The sequence below is a fragment of the Pseudoduganella sp. R-34 genome (assembly GCF_049904655.1).
In the GTDB taxonomy this organism is placed as follows: domain Bacteria; phylum Pseudomonadota; class Gammaproteobacteria; order Burkholderiales; family Burkholderiaceae_D; genus Rugamonas.
This window is the reverse complement of the sequence record NZ_CP184572.1, coordinates 4535013-4549622: the sequence shown is the minus strand read 5'-3', so window position 1 is coordinate 4549622 and position 14610 is coordinate 4535013. Positions and strand designations below refer to the sequence as shown.

The following is a 14610-nucleotide window of genomic DNA, read 5'->3' as shown; positions in this document are numbered from 1 at the left end:
TGGTAGGGCCAGTCCGGGCATGGCAGACTGAACCGGGCGCTTTCTCAGACGGAATTACCCAAAATCAATTCGGCCTGTGCAGATATGCGCTTTCCAGCGCGGCGTTGCGGCGGGCGGCCGTGATGTAATCCAGCAATAGTCGCTGTGCATCAGCATCGGACGCGGCGCGCGCCGCCACCAATTGCTCGGGATAATGAAAACCGGATTCGTGCAGAATCCGGTTGGCCAGTTTCACGGCCCCGCCCATATTGCGAAACGGGTTTTTGGCTTTCATCGACAGGTCGGTCATGGCGTTGATATAGCCGAGCAGGACCTTGCGCGCATACTCGGTCGGATGCAAGCCGTCGGCGGCGAGATAGCTGGTCTGGGCATCGTACAGATAAATCTTGCCGTGCATGGGGCTGGCGCCCGTGCTGGACTTGGCATTGCCGAGTTCCTCTTGCGCGACGGCCGGATCGAATTCGAATTTCCAGGCGCCAGCGGCCCGGACCCGCATGGTTTCGACCAGGCTGCGGAAGGTCTTGCTCTTCAGGAAGCGCTGGGTGATACGCTTCACTTCCCTCAGCTGGGGCGAGACGTCGCCCCCGTTGTCCAAGCCGAAATCGAACTGTCCCTGCAGTTTGCTCCAGCATTGGTCGACCGTGACGTCCGGCGGCCTCTGCAGCTGGTCCTCAAGCTGCCGCCATTGCTCGACGGTGACGCGCTGGGAAAGCGGTATGTCTTCCAGCATCGTGCCGTCGATTGGCGGCGCCCGATACCGGTCCATGACTTCGTCGAGCATGATGTTTTCGGCATTCATGTCCTGGATCAGGTGCGGACGGCGCGCGTCGTTGTCGCCGCCAGCCAGGTTGAGGTAGAGCAGGCGGTTGCGAACCGTAAAACCTGCCTCATGCAGCATCTTGTCGGCTGCCCAGCTCGGGCCGCCGAGATGCGGTTGATTGCGGCCCGGATCTCGCCATCCGGTCAGGGCGTGCATCAATTCATGAATGACCATATTCTCCTTGGTAAATAGGCCGGTTCCGCCGACTGAGGTAAAGGTGTCGTACACGCCGGCGTGTGGGAATTCTATATGGGAGGTACGCGGGTACTGGACCGGTGATTCGACTACTTTGCCGTTCAGACCAGGCACGCCGAAACGCAGATCCCAGCGCTTGTCGCCAGCCGTATCGTCATAATAGTTCAGCATGCGTCGAAAGGTGTAGCTGCGCTCGTACATCCGCTTGAGGAAGTTCTTCAAACCCTGCATGCCGTTGATCCCTTCGCTGGCCCATTCGCGCAGGGCATTGTTCTGTTCCTGGAAAGTAAAGCGGCGATTCAAGATGGCGTCGATATCGCGCACGCTGGCATCGGTGGCGGGTGCAAGCGAGCGCATGACATCGACCACCGTTTGGCGTTCCGCGATGGGGGTGCCGTGATAGTCGACCGGCACCTCAACGGTCGGCCGCACGCCGCCATTCAGCTGCAAGTCGGAATGGAATTTTTGCGTGGCGGAGTCGTAATGGATGATGCGTCCGGTGCCCACCGCGTGGCCGGTTTGCCAGTCGATCTCTTGGTAGGCGCCGCCAATGTTCCTGACCGGCACGACGCGGTCTTCTTCATTAGTCAACATCACCAGCTCGTGCCCTTGCCAAAGCACGCCGCGTTCGCCGTTGCGCACCCGCTGCGCCAGTCTGCGGAAAGCCGGCGGGACATTGCCGTCCCGGGCAGCAACACTGGCCGCGACGGCGGGCGGGCCGCCGACGACTTCGAGCGGGTCGGCCGGCAAGTCGCTCACCGTCACTGGGGATGTCAGGTCCAGCTTGTTGGCGATCTTGACGAAATCCTGCAGGCCCTGCCGTTGATTCATTGCTACCCGCATCATGTTCAGTTGGCGCAGGTTGACCCCTTCCATCGCGCCGGACAGCAGGCCCAGCACCAGCCGGCTGCGGTCGCCGTCCGACCAGCCTGAATAGACTTCGCGGACACTACCGACAAAGGGAATAAAGACGAGGGTTCTGTCCAGCATCCGCGACCGGGAACGTGTGCTCTCGAGGTCGGTGTTCAAGCCCGGCACGATGCGATTGATTTCCGCCGTCACCTTCTCTTCGGTCGGCACGACCCCCTGCACCCGTAGGTTTTCGAGCGCCACGGCGCGCACCCGGGGATCGTTCGGCAGGCCGTCATTGAATAGCAGTTCAGCGTGCAACAATTCCGTGTACGGTTTAATGACGCGACCCGGGTTGAGCCGCAGCATAGTTCCCACGAAGTCCGGCGCACCGAGGCGCTCCATGAAAGCGGGCACGAGGCGTAACGCCTCTTCATCGCTCAATCCATAGCGTTTGAGGATTTCGAATGCTGCTGTTTCCCGGTCGAATTTAGGCGGTCCCCCTATCGCGGCCTGCAGGCGCTCGCTGCCATACTGCAGCGCGGCGGCCAGCTTTTCGTTCGTCGTGTCGCCCAGCAGCACTTCGCCCAGCAAATTGTTCTGCTTCGCCCACTGGGCCACCTGCCAGATCCGTTCGTGGCCCGTCCCCTCCGGTGGCCGGCGATGGCCGGTTTCTGCGCGCAAGGCTTCGAAGCAGGCGGCGAGCGCCTGGCGCCTGATGCTGTCGTTGCGGAACATCCACCAAGTTTGGCCATCATTCCATTTCTTGCCGACATCGACCATCCAGGCGAAGGTCCTGTAGTCGCGCTGCGGATGCTGCGATGCTCCCTCGAAGCCACGTTGCAAGATCGACCGGAACTGTTCGAAACGCTGGGCGGTGCTCATGATGTCGACTCCGCTGGCATTGGCCAAGTGCATCGAGAACAGCAGGCGCGGGTGGATTGGGAAGGTAGAGCGGTCAGCCACCCAGGCATCTTCCACCTCCTTCAAGGCAAGCAGCAATGCTTCATCATTCTCAAAGTCGGCGGGGACAGGCTGCCCCCGGTATTTGGCTATGCGGATGAGGGTGCTGGCCAGCGACTGCTGCGCAGTGCCGATCTTGTACTGTGTACTCTCCCCCAGTTCGGCGAATCTGGCTTTCAGCATTTCGCGCTTCTTGTCGATGCCGACGTTGGCATGCACTGGATCGCGCCACAGGTCAGGCATGGCCAGCACCTCATCGAAGGTCTGGTTGAAAGCGTTGCGGATCGAAAAACCGTCGAATTGCGGGGCGCCGGCGGCAGCGGCGGATGGGCGCATCAGATTGGCGTGGGCTTGCTTGCTTTGCGACTCCGCTCGTAGTGCATTCTGGAAGCGCTGCTGCAGGTAGGCAAGGGACGGCGGAACGGTGTCTTCGGCGTCGTCCGCAGCCTGGTTTTGCAGCTTGTGGTGGAGGAGGGCGGCTTCGTCGAACCAGCCCTCGTCTTCCAGCAGGGTCACGTTGAAGCCGGTTTCAAAGGCTTTCGGCAGGTTGCGGCCATGGTGCTGGAACACGCCCTGCAACAGCGCCAGCGGCTTGTCGCGTTGGGCCCTGGCCTTGCCATAGTCGATCCAGCCGTCGAGGATGCTCGACAGCAGCCGCAGGTAGACCGTATCCGAGGGACCGGCGGCTGGGCTGGCCGTCGTGTTCGACGGCGGCCGCGTGGTCAAGGTGCTGGCGTCCGCGCCGGGCAGCGTAAACATGTTGGCCATTCCGTTCAGCACCGAGCCGGCGCCATTGGCCGCCGCCGAGGCGCCATTCGACAGTGTCGTCCGCGTAGCCGTGAGCGCGCTCCCGGCCAAGGTAACCATGCTGTCAAGCAGTGTGGTGGCGGGACCGCCCTCCGTGGTCGTCGCGCTGCCAGCCGGCTCGGTCGTGCTGGCGGCCGGCTCAGTCGCGTTGCCCACCGGCTGCGCGGGAAACTGATGCGGCATTTTCTGCGTAAGATAGTCACTGAAACCCTTGATCTTCGTGCTCTGGCTGCCCAGCATCTTCGTCGCCATCGCGGTTGCATTTCGCGTCAGATGCACGATGGTGATATTCATCGGGGTCTGGAACAGTTGTCCGAGCCAGCTGGTATGGTTTAGGGCGCCTTTCAGCGCATCGTCGCGGATCTTCTGGCCGCGGGCGTTCACCGTACGGTTTTCCATTTTACTGAAGACGCCAACGCAGGACTCGCGATTGTCGCGGTCTTCGCAATTGCCGAACAAGGCAGCTTCCCGCGCCGCCTGGAATTCGTCGAGGGCGAACTGCGCAGTCTGCGTCGCCAAATTCACCGCAAAGTCGCCCGCTTCGTTCAAGACCGAAGGATAACCAGTCGCCAATTGCTGGCTGGCCTCAGGCGGCGGGAGGCGGGGCTGCGACAAGCGCAGATAGCCGACTACGGCAGCCTTCGCGCCAAGATGTGTGGGATCCGGCAGTTCGGTGTATTGCTCGCCTTCCTTGACAAAACGGGTATTGCGCTTGGTCGAGCCCAACAGCAGCTTTTGTGCCTTTCTCGATCTTAGCTGTCCGCTGCGCGCCTCGGCGTGCAGGGCTGTCCACATGTCGTGCTGGCGGCGTAACGCTGCGATCTGTTCGCTAGACTTGCCTTCTTCCTTCAGGCCTTCCAGCACGAGGTCCCTGAATTCCTCCATCACTTGCGGGTAGTTGTCAGGGTTGACGTGATACACGACGTGTTCTCCGCGCCGTTCCTTCTTTGCTTTCGGCTGGCTGCCGCTGGCGCCACCCAACGGGTCGGCGCTGGGCGTGGGCGTGGCATTGTGTAAGCCGGGACCGCCGGTATCGTGGCTGGTGGACTGGCTAGCGCCGGCGTCCTGGATCAGTCTCAACGCGGGAATGAAAGTGCTGTCGAAGAGATTGGAGAGCTCTTGTTCAGAGTAGGCGCCGGCTGTGCAATGGGTATGGCCGAGATGCTCCGCCGCCGAGGTTTGGTTGGTTCCAAAGGGCCACATATTGGTTTCCGTTCAGGCGTCCAGGCATTGCGCGGCGCGCGCGCGTTTGGACAGGAATGCTTCGATTTCGCGCTCAAGGCGCTCGCTGTCGATGCAGGCGGCCGGCAGCGACACGTGATAGACGAAAGCGCGCTGAAATGCGGAGACGGACAGCACGCCGCCGCCGCTGCCCGCTTCCAGACAGTTCATCTTCAACAGCTTCAGGGCCAGTCCGGGTATGGGCCTTGCCGGCAGCGGCGCCAGCACGGCATGGATGTAGAGCCGGTTGGTGGCGCGCCTGAACCGCAGATGGATTTCACTGCCGTCACCCAGTCGCAAGCCGGCGCCGCCATCCGCATCGAGCGTGAGGCCGGCGATCCGGTATCTGATGCCCAACGCCTCGACGTATTGGCGGATCTGAAATTCCTCCTTCAAAGGCTACACCGTATGCAATCAATTCTGAGGGCAGGAGCATAACGGTGCTGGTCTCCCCCTGGGCTAGGCGGGGGCAAGTTTCGGACTACGCCGAATAACAAGCGTGAATTGGTCTGGATGTCGGCTCCGGCAAAGGCGTGGCCGGCACCACCAGCCGGGGAACCGGGGGCGAGATAATGACAACCTGGCCGCGCCGCTAATTTCATTCACGGCGGTCGACGTCAAATAGTCGGACTAATTTACCCGAACCCTCCAGTTGTCATTCTTCACTCATAGGCGATGCGTCGCGCGCAGCCACGCTCGGGCCACAGTCGGAGCTGCCTCGCTGTGGGATTAGATCTCAACTTAGTTTCCGTAGGACTGACATATGAAAGTAATTCGAGCAATGATCTGCACCGCGATTTTTGCGAGCGGTCTCCCTGCAATGGCGACAGCTGGCGAAGTCCTGCTCAAGATCGGACTTGCCGCGCCAATGACTGGGCCAATTTCGCACCTGGGAAAAGATATTCAGTCAGGTGCGCGCTTGGCACTCGACCGGATCAACGCCCAACAGCCTGTGATTGGGGGCGAGAAGGTTCGGTTCGAAATGGTCGTGGAAGACGATCAATCGGATCCGCGCGTCGCCACGCAAGTGGCAAATCGGTTGGTGGACCAGAAGGTCGTTGCTGTAATCGGTCACTATAACTCCGGAACGACCATTCCCGCCTCGAGGATTTACGCTGCCGCAGGTATTCCGCAAATCTCACCAGGGTCGACCAGCCCTGTTTATACCCATCAAGGGTTGAATACGGCATTCCGAAATATCGCCAATGACGACCAGCAAGGCTCAGTTCTCGGCAATTTCGCCTACGATAAATTAGGCGCCAGAAAAGTGGCCGTGATCGATGATCGAACGGCAGCGGGGCAAGGACAGGCGGACCGATTTGCCAAAGTATTTGCGCAGCGTGGGGGGAAGGTCATCGGTCGCGAGTACACCACCTACACGGCATCTGATTTTACGGCAATTCTCACGAAAATTAAGGGTTTGAATCCGGATCTTATTTACTACGGCGGTATGGATTCGCAGGCTGGTCTCATGGTAAAGCAAATGGCCAGACTGGGAATTAAGGCGAAGTTGCTTGGAGCGGATGGCATGCAATCATCCATTTTTACAAAGCTTGCAGGTCCCGACGCGGAAGGGCACATGGCCTCTTCGATTGGTATGCCAAAAGAGAGTATGCCTGGTTACGCGGCGCTCAATTCGGCATTTACCGAGAAGTACGGCGAGATGCAGGCATACGCGCCTTACAGCTACGATGCGGTCATGATCCTGGTCGAGGCCATGAAGCAGGCTAACTCGACGGATCCTGTAAAGTTTCTGCCGGCCCTGCGCAAAATTCATTACAAGGGCATTACAGGAACCACTGAGTTTGATGACAAGGGTGATGTGAAGAACGGGTCAATTACCCTCTACCGAGTCACGAACGGCGAATGGCGAGCGATCGCGACTTCGCAGGGCGCACGACTGTAAACCCTAGTTGGCCTTCCGTATCCTTGCGTTTCCAGTCACACCTTCCGTGAATTGGTCTGATTCTAGTTAGCCGGGTGCGTCCTGCGTGCGCGGGTCTTTTACGATGGCTCGTTGCCCAAACGGGCCCAATTCAATTCTAACGAGGGATCAATGCCGGTTGGCGAAAACAGTATGGAAAAGCGTGTCATGAAATCGATCTTGACACACGAGCATTACGAGCATGGCCGGCGTGATGCCAGGGCGCTGTTTGAATGGAACTGGCCCGATGACGGCAACACGGCGGCTTGGCTGGACGATAAGACCACCGATGCGCGGCGGGTCGTGAACCGCCTGTGCAGGTCGATGGACAACTTGTTGTCCAACTTGCGCGATTCACCCGGCGACGGGGACAGCTTGGCGGCATACGAACACTGCCTGACGGCTTTTCTGGAACATTACCAACACTGTTTCGCGCGCCCGTCTTCCGCCGCGGCGGTTCAGAACGCGAGGCTGATGCAGGAAATATTCAAGGTTTATGACGAGGCTCCAGCTGTGCGGCGCGCCCGTGTACACGCTTATCGCAAAGCGCTGCAACGTCTTCGCTATGGGCCTGTCGCGACGATGTTCGCCCTGGGCATATGCCGTTTCGGGCGCCACGAAATGGCGCGGCGCGCCAACGCCTGGCCATATGACGAGCCATTCCGTTTGCATGGCCGTGGCGCGGATTGGTGGCGCACGTGCACAATTTCCGATTTACGCCGCATGCTGTGCGCCGTGGCCGATCCGTACATTGCCGGACAGCTGTATTCGCTGCAATGGAACAGGGATATGGATGATGCGCAATTGGCCGGCCAGGCGTTCAATCGGAATTTCGTTTATCTGCCCAGGTCCCGGGCACCGGCATTGATGGCTGGCTTCGACGCGAGCCTTTAGGCTGCGTCGCCCGCGGCATCTGCACTGCCCGGCGCACGCCGGGCACCTCCCGCTTTACCTCATTGCTTTAGTACGAAAGCAGCCAGGGCGCGCGCTTCCTCTGGTTTCAACTGGCCGAACGGCGGCATTGCGACTGGGCCCCATTTTCCGGCACTGCCGCCTTGAATGCTCGCGCTAGCCTTGTCCAGGGCGGAAGCATCGCCGCGGTATTTCCTGGCGATGTCTTTGTAGGCTGGGCCTACGACCTTGGCGTCGATGGCGTGGCAGCTAAGGCAGGCATTTGCCGCGAGCAGGGCTTTCACGTCCGGCGCCTTGGCATTACCGGCACCGGCGTCCGGCGTGCCGGGGCGGACCGGCGCCGCGCTGCGCAGTGCGGCCGGAAGTTCGCTTTCCTTGGCGCTGCCGTACGTCACGGCGAGGTAGGCGCCGACCTGGCGCACATCGTCTTCGCTGAGCGGCGCGCCGAACAGGTCGCGCATCTTGGCCGCCTCCTTGGTCCATTGCGCCAGCGTCATATGCGGCGCCTGGTATTCCATGTAATCGGCGGAATGGCAGGTGGCGCATTTTTGCAGCGCGATCTGATAGCCGGGCAAGGCCGATGGCTTCAGCTTGGCCGTCTCAGGCGGCAAGGTGATGGCGTGCGGCGCGGCCATGGCGAAGGTGGTGCTGGCCAGCAGGGCCAGGGCACCGAAAGCGTGGCTGAACTTCATTGAATTCCTCATCAGGCAAGAGTGATATGGTAGGACTCGATCGCGTGGCGGCGGTAACCGCCGGGATTCCAGTCGACCTGCATGGGCTGTACTTCGCCGCGCCGGTTGCTGGCGCGTACCATCAGTACCGCAGGGCCCTTGAGGGCGCCGAAGCTGACGGCCAAGCGCCACTCGCGGAAGGAGTAGCGGCCAAGGTTCTGGCCGAGGCTTGCAGCCCGCCAGCTGCGCCCGCCGTCGGTCGACACTTCCACTGTCTTCAGCCCACTGCCGTCGTCGAAGGCAATCCCTTTCAGTTCCACGGGGCGTCCGGCTGGCAGCACGGCGCCGGAAGCGAGGCTGGTGATGAAGCTGCGCACCGGCAGCCGGCCGATCGGCTTGGTGTGCCCGGCGGGAGCGCCCGGGGTGACGCAATGGCAGTCATTGTCGGGCAGGCGGTAAGCTTCAGTCATGAAGGCGGCATCGTGACCGCCGAACGCGGTATCGATGACTTCGATATCGGACAAGTGCTTGACCCAATAGGTGCCGAAATAGCCTGGCACGATCAGTTTGAGCGGATAGCCGTTCAGGAATGGCAAGTCTTCCCCGTTCATGCCCCAGGCCAGCATCACGTCCTCCTGCAGCGCCACGTCGATATCGAGCGCTTTTCTGAAGTCCGGCGTGCTTGGCAGGACCGGCTGATCCAGTCCGTTAAAGACCACTTGCCGGGCGCGGCCTTGCAGGCCCGCCTTTTCCAGCACGGTCTTGAGCGGGATGCCGACCCAGCGCGCGTTGCCCATGGCGCCGTTGCCGAGCTGTGCGCCCGCCACGCGTGGCGAAAGATAGCCGCGGCCGTTGCCGGAGCATTGGTTGACCGCGATCACTTCCGCGTGCGCACCGAGGTCTTTCAGCTGGTTCAGCGAAAGGCTGAGCGGCGTCTTCACCTTGCCCTTGATCTGCAGGCGGTAGGTTTGCGGGTCGACCGCGAGCGGAATATTGGCCAGGTGGTAACGCACGTAGAAGGCGTCATTTGGCGTGATCGGGCCATGATTGAAGACTTCGAACGGCGTCTCCAGGTGCGGCGGACGGGTGGTGACGCGCAGCAGGGGCCGTTTCTGGGGATAGGCGACAAGCGGGCGTGGCCCGGCCGCGAGCGCGACATCGTCGTTAGCCTGCGCCGTTTGTGCGGCAAAGCCCAGCAAGGGACTGGCTGCGGCCACGCCGACGACGGCGCCCATGCCTTTGACAAATTGCCGGCGGCCTTTGGGGGCCGCGCTGTTGTGGTCGGTCATTGAACACTCCATTGGATTAAAAAAGAAGCGCCAGGCGTGGCTGGCGCTTCGGATAGTGAGGCCGTGGGCCTCGTCAAGGCTTCATGACATCGCCGTCATAGAGCATCAGGTAATGCTGCTGGCCGCCAGGTTTGAACGGATGAAAGCCAATCTCCAGGAAGGCGGATACCAGGTTGGCAAATACCAGCACCGCAAACAGCGTCGACGCGACGCGAGTCCAGGATGCGCTGCAAGCCACTGTCCGCTTGCCCAGCCTGGGCGCGAGCGCCAGCATGCAAACGCAATACAGAACGGCTGCGGTCAGGGCGAGATAGCTGGCGGTGTACATGTGCAAGCCGAGGAAGGTGGTGCCGGTCGGTGGCGTGCCAGGCAGGACTTTGACGAACATATGCATCAAGGAAATGACGCTGCCGACCAGGGCTCCGAGCGCGGCTAGGACATAGTTGGCATTGCTTGCTTCCTCCTGCCTGACATTGAGCAGCAGTCCGCCGCCAAACAACAGGAAGCCGGCGCGCTCCAGATTGCAAAGCGAGCAGGGCAGTTCATCCATGAAAAGTTGAAAGTAAAAAGCGATGAGCAGCACCAGGCACACGCCCATTAGGGTCAGCGAGTCAATTAAACGGTTCAGTTTCATGATGGCTCCTTACCACGAGCTGAGCGTGCGGAATAGCGGCATATGATGGCTGCCATGGTAGACGCCCCAGATGACGATCATCAGGATCGACAGCAGCCACATGCACTGCGCCACAGTGCGCGCGTTCGGGCGCAGCGACAGCACGGTTGCTGCGCATAAGAAAATGAATGGGATAAATCCGATAAACACATTGACCTCCTTTTGAAGTAGAAGCGCAACCATCGTATGCCTGTGGCCGTGCGACGCGCTGGACGTTGCCAAATGTCGGACTGAATTACCAATGGGTAACGATTTATGCAGGTCAAGCGGGCAGACCGGCTTTGCTGTCCGGGATTGGTCCGGGAATTCTTGCGGGGCCGCCAGGCAATGCCGGGCACGGCATATAGTCTTCGGTCGGCGCGCCAAAGGCGGGCCCGAAAGGAGAATGTTATGAGCAAAACAAACGAGAACCAGCATGACAGGCGCATGGTGGCCGGCATGCTATTGATGGATTGCCTGTTCGCCGCAGCCTTGCTGTGCGTGCACTGGGCGACCACTGTTTCAACCTGAAGGAGGGCGAATCGCTTGACTATTTACCTCGACCCAATCCGCACCACGTCGCTCACCGATGAGGGCGATGAACTGGCGGTGTGGCAACCTGGTCACGTCATGACGCGCGAAACGTACGCGCGGGTTGTCGGCCAGGACCGTTCCGAACTGCCCGAACAGGGCACAGACTGCCCCGCCTGACTGCCGGGCGTCTGCAGCCCTCACCCGGCCAACAGGCGCAAAGCAGGCCGGAGGGTGGCGCGCAGGCGCGCTTCATCGCTGCCCCCGTCGGCGGTGAGGCGCACAATCAAACCGAACCGGCCAAGGCGGTCCAGCACCAGCTGGGCTTCGCCATGCCGCTCTGGCGCCTCGAACTGGCGCTGCATCAGCCGCTGCGCGTCGGCCAGGGTCATCTTCTTTTCCGCAAATGCGACACATAGCCGGCCGCCGCTCAAGGCCGACAAAATCAGCTCGCCACATCGATAGCAGTCATGACTGGGCTGGCCCAGCCTTAGGCTGGTCAGCAGGCTGTGGCACACCGGGGCGGCCAGGGGAAGGTCTCGGTCCATGACGGTGAGTGCCTGCCTGTCTCAAGGCAGTTCGACAACGGGAGAGCATTTCGTATATCTTTTTTTGCAACGCATGGTTTTTTCCCGAATTAACAATCTATACTGAAACTTTACGGGGATTAACGTACTTGCAATTATGTAGTTACTCCGGCTTCGCTACCTGAAGGGTGCTGCCGACAGTCGCCGGCAAGCCTGCCTTCGTTTAACTGGAGAAGAAGATGCGCAACCCGACGCTCGTGGCGGCGAAGCCCGCCATCCTGGTAATTGAAGACAACACCAGCAATTTGTCGCTGCTGAACAACCTGCTCAAGGACCAGTATCGTGTCACGCTGGCCAATAGCGGGGCGCGTGGCTTGCGTGCACTGGAAATTCCGCCGCTGCCGGCCTTGATTCTGCTCGATGTCATGATGCCCGAGATGGATGGCTACGCCGTCCTGTCGCGCATCAAGGCCAATCCGCTGACGGCCGAGATTCCGGTGATTTTCCTGACCGCCAAGAGCGAGGCGGAAGAAGAGCAACGTGGCATCCGGGCGGGCGCGGTTGATTACATCACCAAGCCGATTTCTCCGGCCATCGTGCTGGCGCGGGTGGGCAAGGAGCTGATGGTGCGCCAGGCGCGCCGTACCCTGCAGCGCCACAACGATTGGCTGGAAGAGCAGGTGGCAGCGCGCACGCAGGAGGTGGAAAAGATGCGCGACGGCGTGATCTTCGCCATGGCCTGCCTGGCCGAGACGCGCGACAACGAAACAGGCAACCATATTAGGCGCACCCAGCACTATGTGGCGGCGCTGGCCAATGCGCTGCGCGAGCACCCGCGATTCCGCCGCGTGCTGACGGCGGAAAACATCGAGCTGCTTTACAAGTCGGCGCCGCTGCATGACATCGGCAAGGTGGGCGTGCCGGACCAGATCCTGCTCAAACCCGGCAAGCTGACCGAGGATGAATTCGAGATCATGAAGAAACATACCGATTACGGCCGCGATGCCGTGCAGGCGGTGGAAGAGTATCTCGGCAGCAGCAACGGCTTTCTGCTGTTTGCCCGCGAGATTGCGTACGGCCACCAGGAGAAATGGGATGGCACGGGCTACCCGCAAGGCTTGCGCGGCGACGCGATTCCGGTCTCGGCGCGCCTGATGGCGGTGGCGGACGTCTATGACGCGCTGATCAGCAAGCGGGTCTACAAACCAGCTTTCTCCCACGAGCAGTCGGTCGCCATCATGAGCGAGGGACGTGGCAGGCACTTCGACCCTGACGTGCTGGACGCCTTCTTGGCGATCCAGGACCAGTTCCGCGGCATTGCCGCCCGCTACGTGGACGAGGACTGAGGCGGCGGGGGCACTGGGCCGGCCAGCATGGCGTGGCCGATTTCCTCATCAATCTCGTGCAGCTCGTCGACCGCCATGCCTTCCAGTTCCTGGATGGCGCGGTACAGCAAGGCCACAGCGCGCAAGGTGTGCGATGGAATGTGGCTGCCCACCCGGCCGGTGGCGTACAGCTGGCGCGCCAAGCCGGGGTATTTGATGATGGGGACGTGCCGCTGGCGCGCCAGCGCGCGCAGCTGATCGGCTTCCCCGTCGCGCCCCTTGTCGACGATGCGCGGCAAGCCGTCGCGCTCGGCGCTGTAGGCCAGCGCCACCGCAATGTGCTCGGGGTTGACCACCACGGCGTCGGCCTCCGGTGCGCGCGGGCTGCGCCGCTCTTCCATCACGTTCTGTTTGGCAATCCCCTTGCGCTGGCCCTTGGTATGCGGGTCGCCCTCGGATTCTTTATGATCGCGCTTGACCTCGCTGATATCCATCATCATGCTGCGGTAGTTCATATAACGCTGCAGGGCCAGGTCGGCCAGCACCAGCACCAGCAACACACCCAGGCAATGGTGAGTGACGGTACGCATGGCCGCCATTGCCGCCAGCCAGCCTTGTTGCGGCGTCAGTACGTACAACTGGGCCAGGCCGGGCAACTGGTCGCGCAGGCAGCCGTAGCCGGTCGCGAGCAGCACGCTCATCTTGAGTGGCCCCAGCAGCGCCATCAGGAATTTCTTCGGCGCCACCAGCTGTTTCAGGTTGCTGCCGATGTCGAAGCGCTGCGTGCCTTTCTCCAGCGCTTTGGGTGCGATATTGAAACCGGTCTGCGATAGAACGGCAAGCGCGGATACTAGGGCCGCGACGCCGGCCATGCACAGCATGATCAGTACGGCGGCGCTGAAGGCGGACCAGGCACTGTCGAGCGGCACCCGGCCGGGGCGCGCAATGGCGGCCAGCGCCTGCAGCATATCGTTCTGCAGCAGGGTGCGCCATGCCGGCTCGGCGGCCAGCACGGCCTCGGTCCCGATGGTCCACAGCAGCAGCTTGGACAGTTCCTGGCTCAAGCCGAATTCGCCATGCTCGCGTGCGTGGCGCTTGCGCTGTTCGCTGGGCGGGTGGGTTTTGTCGCTCATGGGCGCAGGGCCTGCAGCACGGCGTCGCCCCACCATTCGCCGGCGTGGGTGGCGATAAAGGGCAGCAGGGCCGGGAAGCACATCATCAGCATCCACAGCGCCAGCATGGCTTTGACCGGCATGGCGACCTGGTAGACATCCAGCCCCTGCAGCACGCTGCTGCCGATCGCCAGCACATATTCGGCCAGCATGGTCACCAGCAATACCGGTGCGCTGTACAACATGGCGTCGGCCATCAAGCGCGTCAATGCCGCCAGCATTGCTTGATGCGCGGCCGGCGCATGCAGCGGCGCCAGCGTGAGGGCCGGCCACAGCTGGTAACTGTCGGCCATCACATCAAACAGGCGCAGGAACAGGCCTGTTTCAATCAGATAGACCAGCAAAGCCCGTTCGCACAGCTCGCCGAGGATCGAAGAATCGGCCTGCAGGGATGGGTTGATCTGTTGCGCCGCATTGGTGCCGCGCTGGTTGTCGATCAGCGTACCGGCTGCGCGCATGGCCCAGAACGGTACGGCGAGCAGGCAGCCTAGCAACACGCCCAGTAGCACTTCCTTCAGGGCCAGCGCGCCGCCCTGCAAAAAAGTCAGCGGCTGATGCTGCAGCAAAGGCCACAGCAGTTGCGCCTGCGGCAGCGAGAGCGCCAGGCAGAAGGCGCTGCGTTCGAGCCCGGCCATATGCTGCCGTCCCAGCGCCGGCAGCACCAGGGCGCAGCCCAGCATGCGCGGCATGGCCAGCGCCAGGCAGCTGACCGGCAGCAGAAAGTTCGGCAGCGGCGCGGCAGCCATGTGGGG

General features: G+C 61.5%; 13 protein-coding genes. 4 read left to right on the top strand and 9 right to left on the bottom strand.

Annotation, left to right across the window (positions count from 1 at the left end; translation table 11 throughout):
• Nucleotides 1-64: 64 nt before the first annotated feature.
• Both ACN9MW_RS20675 and ACN9MW_RS20670 read right to left on the bottom strand, forming a co-directional pair.
• Complete coding sequence (locus tag ACN9MW_RS20675; protein WP_426162414.1) at nucleotides 65-4837, bottom strand: hypothetical protein; 4773 nt, start codon at nucleotides 4835-4837, stop codon at nucleotides 65-67.
• Between the two features lie 12 nt (nucleotides 4838-4849).
• Nucleotides 4850-5251 (bottom strand): CesT family type III secretion system chaperone, encoded by a 402-nt coding sequence (locus ACN9MW_RS20670; protein ID WP_426162412.1) that lies wholly within the window; start codon nucleotides 5249-5251, stop codon nucleotides 4850-4852.
• A gap of 367 nt (nucleotides 5252-5618) precedes the next feature.
• Between ACN9MW_RS20670 and ACN9MW_RS20665 the strand changes: the two genes are divergently transcribed.
• Entirely contained in the window at nucleotides 5619-6761 is a 1143-nt protein-coding gene (locus ACN9MW_RS20665; RefSeq protein ID WP_426162410.1) for a branched-chain amino acid ABC transporter substrate-binding protein, read from the top strand.
• Nucleotides 6762-6947: 186 nt separating this feature from the next.
• Entirely contained in the window at nucleotides 6948-7673 is a 726-nt protein-coding gene (locus ACN9MW_RS20660) for a hypothetical protein (RefSeq protein WP_426162408.1), read from the top strand.
• A gap of 59 nt (nucleotides 7674-7732) precedes the next feature.
• On the opposite strand, the gene ACN9MW_RS20655 is transcribed toward ACN9MW_RS20660, so the two are convergent.
• From ACN9MW_RS20655 to ACN9MW_RS20640, 4 genes are all read right to left on the bottom strand, one after another.
• Nucleotides 7733-8383: a c-type cytochrome gene (locus ACN9MW_RS20655; protein ID WP_426162407.1), complete on the bottom strand. Its 651-nt coding sequence runs from the start codon at nucleotides 8381-8383 to the stop codon at nucleotides 7733-7735.
• Between the two features lie 11 nt (nucleotides 8384-8394).
• On the bottom strand, nucleotides 8395-9651 hold the full coding sequence (locus ACN9MW_RS20650) for a molybdopterin-dependent oxidoreductase (RefSeq protein WP_426162406.1): 1257 nt from the start codon (nucleotides 9649-9651) through the stop codon (nucleotides 8395-8397).
• A gap of 73 nt (nucleotides 9652-9724) precedes the next feature.
• Nucleotides 9725-10285, bottom strand: a complete 561-nt coding sequence (locus ACN9MW_RS20645) for a disulfide bond formation protein B (protein WP_426162405.1) — start codon at nucleotides 10283-10285, stop codon at nucleotides 9725-9727.
• Between the two features lie 9 nt (nucleotides 10286-10294).
• On the bottom strand, nucleotides 10295-10474 hold the full coding sequence (locus ACN9MW_RS20640; protein ID WP_426162403.1) for a hypothetical protein: 180 nt from the start codon (nucleotides 10472-10474) through the stop codon (nucleotides 10295-10297).
• A gap of 375 nt (nucleotides 10475-10849) precedes the next feature.
• Here ACN9MW_RS20640 and ACN9MW_RS20635 point away from each other — a divergent pair, with 375 nt between their 5' ends.
• Nucleotides 10850-11014: a hypothetical protein gene (locus ACN9MW_RS20635; protein ID WP_426162402.1), complete on the top strand. Its 165-nt coding sequence runs from the start codon at nucleotides 10850-10852 to the stop codon at nucleotides 11012-11014.
• Nucleotides 11015-11034: 20 nt separating this feature from the next.
• Here the strand turns inward: ACN9MW_RS20635 and ACN9MW_RS20630 are convergent, their stop codons facing one another.
• Nucleotides 11035-11382, bottom strand: a complete 348-nt coding sequence (locus ACN9MW_RS20630) for a hypothetical protein (RefSeq protein WP_426162401.1) — start codon at nucleotides 11380-11382, stop codon at nucleotides 11035-11037.
• Nucleotides 11383-11600: 218 nt separating this feature from the next.
• On the opposite strand from ACN9MW_RS20630, the gene ACN9MW_RS20625 reads away from it, so the two are divergent.
• Nucleotides 11601-12707 (top strand): HD-GYP domain-containing protein, encoded by a 1107-nt coding sequence (locus ACN9MW_RS20625; protein WP_426162400.1) that lies wholly within the window; start codon nucleotides 11601-11603, stop codon nucleotides 12705-12707.
• Here ACN9MW_RS20625 and ACN9MW_RS20620 read toward each other — a convergent pair.
• A complete protein-coding gene (locus tag ACN9MW_RS20620; protein ID WP_426162399.1) occupies nucleotides 12689-13819 on the bottom strand; it encodes an EscU/YscU/HrcU family type III secretion system export apparatus switch protein in 1131 nt (376 codons plus the stop codon). The two genes, ACN9MW_RS20625 and ACN9MW_RS20620, sit on opposite strands and share 19 nt — an antisense overlap.
• Nucleotides 13816-14604 (bottom strand): type III secretion system export apparatus subunit SctT, encoded by a 789-nt coding sequence (gene sctT, locus ACN9MW_RS20615; RefSeq protein WP_426162398.1) that lies wholly within the window; start codon nucleotides 14602-14604, stop codon nucleotides 13816-13818. The genes ACN9MW_RS20620 and sctT overlap by 4 nt, the downstream gene beginning before the upstream one ends.
• Between the last annotated feature and the right edge of the window lie 6 nt (nucleotides 14605-14610).

Excerpts from the sequence above, each read along its gene's own strand:
- ACN9MW_RS20655 (WP_426162407.1), bottom strand. The coding sequence starts at position 8,383 with ATGAAGTTCAGCCACGCTTTCGGTGCCCTGGCCCTGCTGGCCAGCACC.
- ACN9MW_RS20675 (WP_426162414.1), bottom strand. The coding sequence starts at position 4,837 with ATGTGGCCCTTTGGAACCAACCAAACCTCGGCGGCGGAGCATCTCGGC.
- ACN9MW_RS20630 (WP_426162401.1), bottom strand. The coding sequence starts at position 11,382 with ATGGACCGAGACCTTCCCCTGGCCGCCCCGGTGTGCCACAGCCTGCTG.
- ACN9MW_RS20625 (WP_426162400.1), top strand. The coding sequence starts at position 11,601 with ATGCGCAACCCGACGCTCGTGGCGGCGAAGCCCGCCATCCTGGTAATT.
- ACN9MW_RS20620 (WP_426162399.1), bottom strand. The coding sequence starts at position 13,819 with ATGAGCGACAAAACCCACCCGCCCAGCGAACAGCGCAAGCGCCACGCA.
- ACN9MW_RS20645 (WP_426162405.1), bottom strand. The coding sequence starts at position 10,285 with ATGAAACTGAACCGTTTAATTGACTCGCTGACCCTAATGGGCGTGTGC.
- sctT (WP_426162398.1), bottom strand. The coding sequence starts at position 14,604 with ATGGCTGCCGCGCCGCTGCCGAACTTTCTGCTGCCGGTCAGCTGCCTG.
- ACN9MW_RS20650 (WP_426162406.1), bottom strand. The coding sequence starts at position 9,651 with ATGACCGACCACAACAGCGCGGCCCCCAAAGGCCGCCGGCAATTTGTC.
- ACN9MW_RS20660 (WP_426162408.1), top strand. The coding sequence starts at position 6,948 with ATGAAATCGATCTTGACACACGAGCATTACGAGCATGGCCGGCGTGAT.
- ACN9MW_RS20665 (WP_426162410.1), top strand. The coding sequence starts at position 5,619 with ATGAAAGTAATTCGAGCAATGATCTGCACCGCGATTTTTGCGAGCGGT.